This window comes from Maccoyibacter intestinihominis, assembly GCF_040096355.1.
Lineage (GTDB): Bacteria > Bacillota > Clostridia > Lachnospirales > Lachnospiraceae > Maccoyibacter > Maccoyibacter intestinihominis.
In genome coordinates, this window is record NZ_JBBMEX010000021.1 from 1 (window position 1) to 10,136 (window position 10,136).

Genomic DNA, 10,136 nt, shown 5'->3' on the forward strand with positions numbered 1-10,136 from the left:
CGGGGCTTTCAGCCAGACCTGCTCATGCCGCAGGGGGCACTCTTGCGCAGAGGGCGTTCCGACAGCTTCACTCCTGCCAAACCAGAAGAAGATGCTGTCGGAAATCAATGCCGGATACGGCAGAAAGGGGGAATCGTATCATGGCGATATTTCATTTTACAGTAAAGATTGTCGGACGCAGTAAAGGAAAATCTGTCATATCCGCATCGGCATATCTTAATGGAGATGTGATGAAGAATGAGGAAACAGGCAGGATCAGTTACTATACTTCCAAAAAGGAAGTTGTCTACACCAGTCTGATGATGTGCGAAAATGCACCTCCTGAATGGCTGCATGTACCAGAAGAAAATATAAAAAGGTTTCAACAGTCTATCCGTTATAAAAGAGCGGACGATAAGGAAGCCGCACTGGAAAAGTTTAAAATCACATTTCAGAAACAGCGGCTATGGAATGAGGTCTTGAAGATAGAAAAAAATGCAGATGCACAGCTTGGACGCTCATTTGAATTTTCCCTGCCGAAAGAATGGAGCAGACAGAAACAGATTGATTATACAACCGAATATATTCAAAAGACTTTCGTGGACAAGGGAATGTGTGCCGACTGGAGCATACACGACAAGGGCGATGGAAACCCACATGTGCATTTACTTGTAACCATGCGATCATTCAATCCGGATCACTCATGGGGCAACAAAGAAGTCAAGGACTGGGATTTTGTCAGAGATACTGACGGAAATATCGTGGTTGATGAATCCCACCCGGACTGGTGGCAGGATAAGAAAAATCCTGACCGGCATGGAATCCGCATTCCGGTACTTGATGAAAACGGAGTACAGAAAGTCGGGGCAAGAAACCGAAAACAATGGAAACGGGTTCTGACCGATGCTACCGGCTGGAATAATCCAAAGAATTGTGAGTTATGGCGAAGCGAATGGGCTGGGATGTGTAACCGGCATTTATCCATAGACAATCAGATTGACCACCGCTCTTATGAAAGACAGGGCAAATTAAAAGTCCCTATGATTCATGAGGGTGCGGATGCAAGAAAGATTGACGAAAAATATCTCACCGGACAGATAAGGAAAGGTTCATGGAAGGTTGAGGAAAACCGGATGATTAAAAAACAAAATGCACTGTTACAAAAGGTAATTGCAACCTTTGGTAAGGTATCCGGTGCATTGTCTATGTGGAGGGAGTGTTTGAATGACATTAGAAGAAAGCAAAGAAGTAATTCCCATGATGGAAGCAATGATTACACAGATAGAGGGACAACAGAATATCATGGCAGAGATGCTTCAGGAGATACAGGAAAAGGACGAGAAGCTGATGTGCTTTCAGGAGCAGGAAGAACGATTGCAGCAATTAGAGAAAGAATTATCAGAGCTGCTTCAAATCTTGCCGGATACAGAAGAACTGCTGATGCTTCTGGAAGAAAAGGCAGACCAGATACAGCGACTTACAGACGAGAATCAGCAATGGCAGGAATTAGCACAGAAATTAAACAGCGAGAACCGATTATTACAGAAACAGAACAGCGAATTACTGACATTGAACAGCAGATAGAGAAAGCGAGGGATATAGATGACAGAATACGAAAACTCAAAGAGCGACGATCAACTGGAAGAACTGCTAATGCTGACAGAGCAGATGCAGGAAGAACTCGACCAGAAAGACCGGACTATCGAGAAATTGAAAATGCAGATCGACGAATCGCTGACCTTGAACGAGAAGTTAAACAGCGAGAACAAAGCAGGGAACATTCAAGCCTTAAAGAACGACTTGAGGAAAACAAAAGAATTATTGCAGAGCGAGAAAGAGAAAACGCACGCTGCCGAAATCATGACAGAGGAATGTCAAGATAAGCTAAGGCAGGCAGAACAGGAACGGGATTATGCACTCTCCCATCAGAAAAAAGTAGAGATACCGGTTGAAAAGCCGGTATTCTATCAAAAGTGCGGGAATTGTAACCAGACAGCTTATCTGAAAGCGAAGGAAAGGTATGATACACAGAGAGAAAAACTGGCAGGCAGATATAAAGCAAAAACAGTCATGTATGAAGCATTGATATTTCTGTTGATATGGTATTCCATATCAACTACTCTTTTTCAGATGATACGGTCAAAAATATTTATTTCTGATTGCGTGGTATTCTTTGATACAATCGCAACTTTCACACAGACCATTGCTGGCTGGGTTGTACTGACAGGAAAGACCGTGGCACAGATTAGTAATGGAATATCCAATCCTGTCGTTGCTGGAATTATATACTGGCTGATAAAAATACTGGTTTATAGTGGATGTCTGGTGGGTGCGGGAATACTTGTAGTGTTTATAGGGATGAAGATTGCAGGGTTATATAAGAAATACTGTTGGGATATGATTACTGTAATGGTGATACTTATAAGCATGGCAATAACAATCTACTTTGGAGATTCGATAAAGACAGTATTGCCGATCAATCTGCTATTTCTCTTATTATTTGTGCAACTGGTATATGTTGGAATCAGGTGGTATGTAAAAGGATGGCGGGAAAACAGAGGTTATGTTTAGTGATGGAAAACTTGTCTGAGACGCAGCGAAGTAAATAAAATGAGTAGTATAGGAAGTCAGTAGTGTGTGAATAAACTGCTGGCTTCTTTTTTGATAGATACAGTCACGCCAAGAGGCGTGTCGGATAGTAAAGTAATAATATCAATAGGACAATATAGAAAATGCGGGGAAGCATGGTATTTCAATGAGTTTGAGATACAGTGTTTTTGCGTATTAACAGGAAGCAAATAACGCGTTATATGTGATATTCTATTTCACAACAAAAAAAGGTCGGTTCACAACATGGTGGCTAGCTATTAAAAGAACTTTTCCGATATAATAAATATAATTGTATGTAAGCAAGGAAGTGACAAGATGCAAATTGCAATCTGTGATGATGATAAGTCTATAGGATTGATATTAGAAGAAAAAATAAAGAAATTATTACCGGATGCAGTAATAGAAAAATATTTATCTGGTGATGAATTGATTGCAAGTGGTTGTGAGCCGGATATTCTATTTTTGGATATTCAGATGCCAGGAATGGATGGAATGGAAACGGCAAGGATTCTGCGTCAGAAAAATGAAAGAATGGTATTGATATTTGTAACTGCTGTGGAGGAGTATGTTTTTCAGGCATTTGATGTTGCAGCATTTCATTATCTGGTGAAACCGTTTTCAGATGAAAAATTTGAGGAAGTTGTGAAACGTGCAGTCAGAAGCATTGAAAAATATTCTGAAAATCAATCGGATGAAAAATACATGATGGTGCAGTCCGGAGGAAGCCATATGAAAGTGTTTTTGAAGGATATTGTGTATGCCGAGGTATATAATCGAAAAGTCATTATCCATACACGGGATACGAATATTGAATATTATGGAAAATTGCAGGAACTGAGTGAAATTGCGGGAGCAGATTTTTTTCGTACACACAGAGCCTACCTCGTACATTTCAAATATGTTCAGAAATATGATGCAAATTGTGTGACGATGGAAAATGGAACTGCATTGATTGCAAAACAGAATTATTCTGAGTTTGTAAAACAATATTTGAAATATAATCAGAGGAAAGGAAAAGAAATCGGATGAGTTTGGTAGAAAAATGCTGGATGGTTACATCGAAAATTTCTGTTATTGCACTCCTTATGATTACAGGAATCTATTTTGGAAAATTTGTTTGTCCCTATATAAAAAAGAAAAAAGGGGCTGTGGCAGTCAGTATTGTTTATATTACGATTATGCTTGTTTTATATATGATTCCGCCACAGATTGATAATTTTTCCGCATATCTGATTGGAGTTATAGCAGCGTTTCTTGCAATGTATGTAGAGGACAGAAGAAATATATATCAGAAAATATTTCTTGCAATTACGTTCTTTTCGATCCGATGGTTAACGGTTGCAATGGCAGCCAGACTTGATGATCTTGTTACAAAAGCACTTGTATTTCGGAATATGAGTGCAGAAAAAGTGTGGTTGCAGTACGGACTATATGTTGGAACCAGAGTTTTGGATATTGTACTTTGTATTGCTTTTATTGCGGTTGCAATAGGACTGATCAATAAAGCGTACATATACAAAAAAGATGAAATGAGCGTCAAAGAGATGGTAATGCTTATTATACCTTCACTTGTAGGCGTCACTGGGTATGGCATTTTACAATATTATCTCATGATATACGAAAGAGATACTGGAAAGAACTTGATTGATACATATGGATTTTATGGAGCTTTAAGCTTTTTACACTATCTGATTTCCATAGTTGCTATTCTTGTTGTGATTGTAATGTTTCAAAACTGGAAAGAGATGCAGGAAGAACAGCGGGGACAAGAGCTGGTATTAAATCAGATCAGTGACATGAAAAAGCATATCGAGGAAGTCGAAAAGTCGTATCGGGATATCCGCTCCATGCGCCATGATATGGGAAATCATATACAGACACTGGAACATCTGGTGGCACATAATAATATAGATGATGCTACAGAATACTTGGAACATCTGAAAAATGAATGGGACGAGGTATCTCCGGAAATAAAGACAGGAAGTCCGGTAATTGATGTCATTTTGATGGAAAAGCTGAGAGAAGCAAAAGAAAGGCAGATTCGGTTTCTGTCGGATTTTCATTATCCACAGAATACGAAGTTAAATGCATTTGATTTGAGTGTGATCATGAATAATGCCTTGAATAACTGCATGGAAAATGTAAGTGGAGATGATCCGTATATCAGCATTTCTTCTTTTCGGAAAAACAGTATCTTTATGATAACCATAAAAAACAGTTTTGGGGGTCAGCTTAATTTTGGTGATAGCGATTTGCCAGAAACAACCAAATCTGGGAGGGAACATGGAATGGGTTTGAATAACATTCGCCGGGTTGCCAGAATGTATATGGGAGATATATCTTTGGAGCAGGGAAATGAGGAAGTAATCCTTAGCATTATGATGCAGGTAGAATAAAGAAATAAATTGGCACTATGTATTTTGTAAATTACAGAAATATGTAGTGCTTTTTTGATGCTTCACAACGAAAAAAGGGCGGTTCACAACATCACAGTTTATTGTGAAGAAAGATATGCCGAAAGAAAAAATAAAGAGAAATCATGTTATACAGATTTTCAGGAAACGGATTTCAGAGTATTAGCTCAAGGAGGATAACGAAATGATGAAAATTAATGGATTTAACGGAACGAATACGCAGACAGGAGCAATGGGAATGGCACAGGCGAATGATTCTGTGAGTAAAAATATTCAGAATCAGATTGCAAATGCACAGCAGAAATTGCAGGACTTATCATCAAATGAAGAACTGTCATTAGAGGATAAGATGAAGAAACGTCAGGAGATACAACAGGAAATTACAAATCTCAATCAACAGTTAAGACAGCACCAGATTGAACAGAGAAAGGAACAGCAGAGTAAAAAATCATCTATGGATGATATGGTGGCTGGTACAAAAAATACATCTGCAAAGAAAGGAACAGGCTTGTCACAGGCAGGTATGCGGGCAATGATTTCCGCAGATTCATCTATGAAGCAAGCAAAAGTGCAGGGTAGTATGGCAACACAGATGGAAGGAAGAGCCGGTGTGCTTGAGTCTGAAATCAAGCAGGATGCTGGAAAAGGCAATACCGAAAAGAAAGAAGAACTGGCAGATTTGCAGGCAAAAGCGCAGTCTGCAACAGCATCACAGATGTCTTCACTTTCAGATGCAAATAAATCTATGGAAGAAGCAGCAAAGGCAGACAACCGTACAGATGCAGCAGAAACAAAGAAGGATCAAACGCAGAAAGCAGAGAATACACAGGAAAATGCAGATACGGCAACAGATGCATCAGAGAATGCAGATGTTAAAACAGAAACAGCAGAAACAATAAAAAATCCAGCATCAGAAAGTGGACAGTCGGTAGTATATACACCGATCGATATACGTTTATAGTTCGGAAAGGAGGCTGGTGTTATGTCAGAAATCAAAAGTTTTAGTGATTATACAAGTAAATATAACAGCAATGTAGATTTTTCAGCGTTGTTTAGTGGAACGTCAGATAGTTCATCAGTAGGCAATACAAATATGCTTTCTGATTATGCTGCAATCAAAAATGGAAGCTATGGAAAACTTATGAAAGCATATTATGCAAAACAGGATGCTGAAAAATTATCGGGAAAAGGTGATACTTCACAAAAACTTACCTTGATGAAAACAAGTGCAGATTCTCTGAAAAAATCAGCAGATGCTTTGAATGACTCTTCTCTTTGGGAAAAAAAGAAAATAAAAAAGAAAGATGAAAAAACGGGGGAAGAGATTGAGGTAGAGGATTATGACTGGGATAAAATCACCAAGGCAGTAAAATCTTTTGTTGAAGATTATAATGATGTAGTTAAGGAAGCCGGAGAATCTAATACAAAGGATGTATTGCGAAATGCTTCATGGATGACTGGAATGACAGACAAAAACAGTAATATGCTTGCCAAAATAGGTATTACCATAGGAAAAGGAAACAAGTTGGAATTAGATGAGGATGCTTTAAAGCAGGCAGATATCAGTTCGCTGAAAACGGTCTTTACAGGATATAATTCTTTTGTAAGCAAAATATCGCAGAAAGCAACTGGTATATCGAATGCTGCAAACCGGGCGAGTGCAACCTATACAAATAATGGTACGTACTCTAAGACGGATTCTTCTTTGACATCGAGCAAGATAGATAAAGAAGTATAGAAAGTGTGGACTAACTTAGGGAGGTTGCTATGAAAGTTCAAGGAAATAGGTATATTAATAATCCAGAGATGATAAAAAATAAGGTTGAGAAGAAAACAACTGTTCCTCAGAATATTATTTCGGAGGATGATGTGAAAATCAGTGATTCAGCAAGAAAGTTAGTTGAGACTGCTCGTAATAAGGTATCGGATTTTCATACAATGCATTTTTCATCTATTAATGGAGAAATAAGAGAGATACCAGCAGAATATAAATGTGAAAATTTATTCAAATTAGATTTGAAAGCAACTTCCATTTCTGGAGAACAAAATGCGTTTGAAGGCTGTTCGGAAAATCAATCAGAGGTTTTTGAAAAATGGCTGGACGAAAATGCTTCTGAATATTTGACAGAAGATGAAATGAAAGATTTAAAAGAGAAGATTAATGCAATGACAGCAGATGTAGATTCTTTGAATGCTCAGGAGGGATATAGAGGAACTTCTTATGAATCTGTATTTTTGTTAAGTGCAAGTGAAGTGGGGCTAAGGAAAGTAAATGAAATGTATGTTCCAGAGCAATTTCAAGCTGGTTTTTCAGACATGATTGACGAATATGTTCATTTTAATGATTCGGCACGTAATTCTATCATGGAGAAAATGACACCAGATTACATGGTTGTTGGAATTGGAAGCAAAACAGAATCTTATAAGTACAAGTCAGAAATAATCTCAGATGAGACAGCTTTTTATACAAATGAGAAGAAAGAGATAAGTGGTATCTGCAATCAGTTTTTAAATGGTAAAACAGATCAAAAATTATTTTGTAATGAGATGAAAGACCGTTTAAATGATTACTATGGAAGCAGGTATGAATTAAGGAATCAGCCAGAAGCTGTTGAAGGCAGAGTAAATAATATGCTGGACAAATTGCAGCATATGTTTGGCGTTTAATGTTGAAAAAGGGTTTGGAGAATAATTATGAAGACAGTGACAGATGTAAACACAGTAAACCAGCTATTGACATATTCAAAGCAGGCAGAGGCAGGAATACACCAAAAAGCAATACAGATGTTGCTTGGAGTAGGAAATAATAAAAAACAGGACAGTTTAAGTATTTCTGATGCTGCACGAGGCTTTTCAAAGCAATCAATAGCTGCACTGATAGATAAAAATGCGAATATTTCTAACAGTGAATTAGCTTATTATTTTGCAAACTATAATAATTCAAGTGCTATTTTGGATGCAATCAATTTTGGGGAGAATGTTTCCTGTGGATATAATTCTGATTTTAAGGAGTACGGGGTTATTTCCTTTGACCTTAATGGGAGCAGACAGGTAGTACCTAATTATGCAGTACCGAAAATGAATACAAGCACCATGTCAGGCATTTGTGCTGCGAATGATTCTCTGGTACTAAGTAATAAAAGTTATTATGCATGGACAACATCAAGTGGCGGTAAATATACATGGACGGTCAATAATGGAAGAATAGGCTGGGCAGCCTCGGAATCGTTGCTTGCAGAGAATACAAATCAAAAAGGAACAAATTATAAGTGGGAAATGTGTAAGGCAGGCAATATCCTGTCTGATCTGGCATAGGGAAAGAGTGTGTGTGGGTATCTCTACAGCAATGAGGAGGTATTGTCCGTCTGTGAGAAAGTCGGGATTTCTCCGGGATTCTTTTCTATAGATGCGGGAGCAGGAAAACACACTTATTTATTGCAGGAATCAGGAAAGACCATAAATGTTGACGCAAAGATAAAACAGTTAAATGATATAAACTGGATAGAAATCGGATATAAAGAAGGAGATACGTTTTTCGTTTATGGTAAAGAGTATGCTATTGACAGCAGTGGGCATATCAATGTTTCGGCAGAAGATGAATTTACATCAACGGAAATTAAATATCCAAGTCGTTCAATATAATAGAAATTATTTTAAGTTTCAATAACAGGGAGGTAGGATTATGGCAATTACAGGTATCAATAACAACAGTTACACATCGTATTATGCATCAGGTTACAAGAACACGGTTAAAAAGGCAGCTTGTGATATTCAAAAAACAAAGGAAAATTCACAGGTGAGCAAAACAGAAGAGAGTCAGGAAGATTATGTAAAAAAATTGCAGGAAAAAAATCCTCAAATAGATATTGTGGTAGGAAGTTCGGATAAAAATGTAAAAACAGCTAATCGTACAGGAAAAACAGATGTGAGGATTGCTCCTGAGATTTTAAATAGGATGATGAGTAATCCAGAGGTTGCCACAAAATATGAAAATATGTTGTCAAAAATTCCAGCATTAGATAGATGGGCTGACTCAATGATTAAATCAATGACTGGTAGTGAAGTTAAGTATCGTCAGGTATGGATAGATAAGGATGGTAATATGGGCTCCATGGTTATTACAGGACCAAGCGAAGAACAAAAAAAGGCTGATGAAGATAGAAAAATCGAGAAAAGGAAAGAAAATGAACAAAAACTTGCAGAACGGAGAGCTGAAAGAAAAGAGAAGATGAAGAAAATTCAGGAAGATAGACGCACAATATTTGCAATTGGTACGGATATGAAAAGCATTACAGAGAATGTTGTAGCACAGGCAGTAGGTACAGCTCCATCTATCGGAGGAAGTTGTGATGTTAAGGCATAAAAGGATTCGGTAAAAGGGAAATATCAAATTGGTGCATTGGTTGGAACTGCTTGTTTCCTATTATGGCATATCCAAGCTAACGATAGCAAAAATGGCTGGTGTTGAGGAAAATGATATTGACAGGCTTTTAGTCAATCCACCAGAAAAAGTTGAAATCGAAGTAAAGTATAAAATTGATGTGACGGTTATGGAGGGAGTATCCCAAACAATATTAAAAAAGGTAATCTTAGTGCTGTTGAAAATAAGCCGGATGATCAAGAGTAAATGTACGTTCAGATTTTCTGGGGGTTCTTGACATACCGGTTTATTTTTGCTATTAAATAAACAACAGCTTAACAACAGAAAACTGCTATTAAGCCGCATCAATTATCATAGAAGATCTGAATTTACAGAAAAAATTTCACACCGTCGAAAAATCACCATAGTTCTAATGAATCTTCTGCATCTACCCACATCTGCATATTCCCGTCCAAATATAATCGTACATATTCAAGTGGTTCATCAATAGCAAGTGCGTTTAATGCACAGTCTGATCCGGGTGTAGTTTTTAAATTCTTTTCAGCTTCCCAGCAATCAATGCGGAGCATATAGCCAGCAGAGGTGTAAACATCAATACTATTGCGCTGTGGATTGTATTCTGCAAATATTGTTCTCATCGTATCTTATCTCTCCTTATCATTCAATCAATTATCAGTTACAAAAATCAGAAGCATTTCAATCAGTTCACCATGTCACTTTTATTTTGTGTTATACTGTTTTATAGATTTTTC

The 10,136-nt window shown here is 37.7% G+C and carries 12 protein-coding genes; 11 read left to right on the forward strand and 1 reads right to left on the reverse strand.

The window, feature by feature from the left end; genetic code table 11:
- Positions 1 to 140 precede the first annotated feature (140 nt).
- From WMO43_RS13720 to WMO43_RS13770, 11 genes are all read left to right on the forward strand, one after another.
- On the forward strand, positions 141 to 1,862 hold the full coding sequence (locus WMO43_RS13720) for a MobA/MobL family protein (protein ID WP_353531557.1): 1,722 nt from the start codon (positions 141 to 143) through the stop codon (positions 1,860 to 1,862).
- Positions 1,840 to 2,550 carry a DUF6040 family protein gene (locus WMO43_RS13725; protein WP_306772925.1) on the forward strand — a complete coding sequence of 237 codons (711 nt, stop codon included), beginning with the start codon at positions 1,840 to 1,842 and terminating at the stop codon, positions 2,548 to 2,550. Before WMO43_RS13720 ends, WMO43_RS13725 begins: the two co-directional genes overlap by 23 nt.
- A gap of 354 nt (positions 2,551 to 2,904) precedes the next feature.
- On the forward strand, positions 2,905 to 3,618 hold the full coding sequence (locus tag WMO43_RS13730; protein WP_118142328.1) for a LytR/AlgR family response regulator transcription factor: 714 nt from the start codon (positions 2,905 to 2,907) through the stop codon (positions 3,616 to 3,618).
- On the forward strand, positions 3,615 to 4,985 hold the full coding sequence (locus WMO43_RS13735; protein WP_353531558.1) for a sensor histidine kinase: 1,371 nt from the start codon (positions 3,615 to 3,617) through the stop codon (positions 4,983 to 4,985). Before WMO43_RS13730 ends, WMO43_RS13735 begins: the two co-directional genes overlap by 4 nt.
- 205 nt (positions 4,986 to 5,190) lie before the next feature.
- Entirely contained in the window at positions 5,191 to 5,964 is a 774-nt protein-coding gene (locus WMO43_RS13740) for a FlxA-like family protein (protein WP_353531562.1), read from the forward strand.
- 21 nt (positions 5,965 to 5,985) lie between these two features.
- The gene (gene fliD / locus WMO43_RS13745) at positions 5,986 to 6,741 is read left to right on the forward strand and encodes a flagellar filament capping protein FliD (protein WP_117465675.1); all 756 of its coding nucleotides are present in this window, start codon (positions 5,986 to 5,988) and stop codon (positions 6,739 to 6,741) included.
- A 29-nt stretch (positions 6,742 to 6,770) separates the two neighbouring features.
- Entirely contained in the window at positions 6,771 to 7,670 is a 900-nt protein-coding gene (locus WMO43_RS13750) for a hypothetical protein (RefSeq protein ID WP_055040600.1), read from the forward strand.
- Positions 7,671 to 7,697: 27 nt separating this feature from the next.
- Complete coding sequence (locus WMO43_RS13755; RefSeq protein WP_353531559.1) at positions 7,698 to 8,318, forward strand: hypothetical protein; 621 nt, start codon at positions 7,698 to 7,700, stop codon at positions 8,316 to 8,318.
- A 9-nt stretch (positions 8,319 to 8,327) separates the two neighbouring features.
- Complete coding sequence (locus WMO43_RS13760) at positions 8,328 to 8,645, forward strand: hypothetical protein (protein WP_353531560.1); 318 nt, start codon at positions 8,328 to 8,330, stop codon at positions 8,643 to 8,645.
- 40 nt (positions 8,646 to 8,685) lie between these two features.
- A complete protein-coding gene (locus WMO43_RS13765; protein ID WP_353531561.1) occupies positions 8,686 to 9,366 on the forward strand; it encodes a DUF6033 family protein in 681 nt (226 codons plus the stop codon).
- Between the two features lie 31 nt (positions 9,367 to 9,397).
- On the forward strand, positions 9,398 to 9,661 hold the full coding sequence (locus WMO43_RS13770; protein ID WP_262595099.1) for an HTH domain-containing protein: 264 nt from the start codon (positions 9,398 to 9,400) through the stop codon (positions 9,659 to 9,661).
- A gap of 121 nt (positions 9,662 to 9,782) precedes the next feature.
- On the opposite strand, the gene WMO43_RS13775 is transcribed toward WMO43_RS13770, so the two are convergent.
- Positions 9,783 to 10,022, reverse strand: a complete 240-nt coding sequence (locus tag WMO43_RS13775; protein ID WP_055232114.1) for a DUF6061 family protein — start codon at positions 10,020 to 10,022, stop codon at positions 9,783 to 9,785.
- Between the last annotated feature and the right edge of the window lie 114 nt (positions 10,023 to 10,136).

Coding starts and splice junctions, on each gene's coding strand:
- WMO43_RS13730 (WP_118142328.1), top strand. CDS start 2,905: ATGCAAATTGCAATCTGTGATGATGATAAGTCTATAGGATTGATATTA.
- WMO43_RS13720 (WP_353531557.1), top strand. CDS start 141: ATGGCGATATTTCATTTTACAGTAAAGATTGTCGGACGCAGTAAAGGA.
- WMO43_RS13755 (WP_353531559.1), top strand. CDS start 7,698: ATGAAGACAGTGACAGATGTAAACACAGTAAACCAGCTATTGACATAT.
- WMO43_RS13750 (WP_055040600.1), top strand. CDS start 6,771: ATGAAAGTTCAAGGAAATAGGTATATTAATAATCCAGAGATGATAAAA.
- fliD (WP_117465675.1), top strand. CDS start 5,986: ATGTCAGAAATCAAAAGTTTTAGTGATTATACAAGTAAATATAACAGC.
- WMO43_RS13740 (WP_353531562.1), top strand. CDS start 5,191: ATGAAAATTAATGGATTTAACGGAACGAATACGCAGACAGGAGCAATG.
- WMO43_RS13725 (WP_306772925.1), top strand. CDS start 1,840: ATGACAGAGGAATGTCAAGATAAGCTAAGGCAGGCAGAACAGGAACGG.
- WMO43_RS13775 (WP_055232114.1), bottom strand. CDS start 10,022: ATGAGAACAATATTTGCAGAATACAATCCACAGCGCAATAGTATTGAT.
- WMO43_RS13765 (WP_353531561.1), top strand. CDS start 8,686: ATGGCAATTACAGGTATCAATAACAACAGTTACACATCGTATTATGCA.
- WMO43_RS13735 (WP_353531558.1), top strand. CDS start 3,615: ATGAGTTTGGTAGAAAAATGCTGGATGGTTACATCGAAAATTTCTGTT.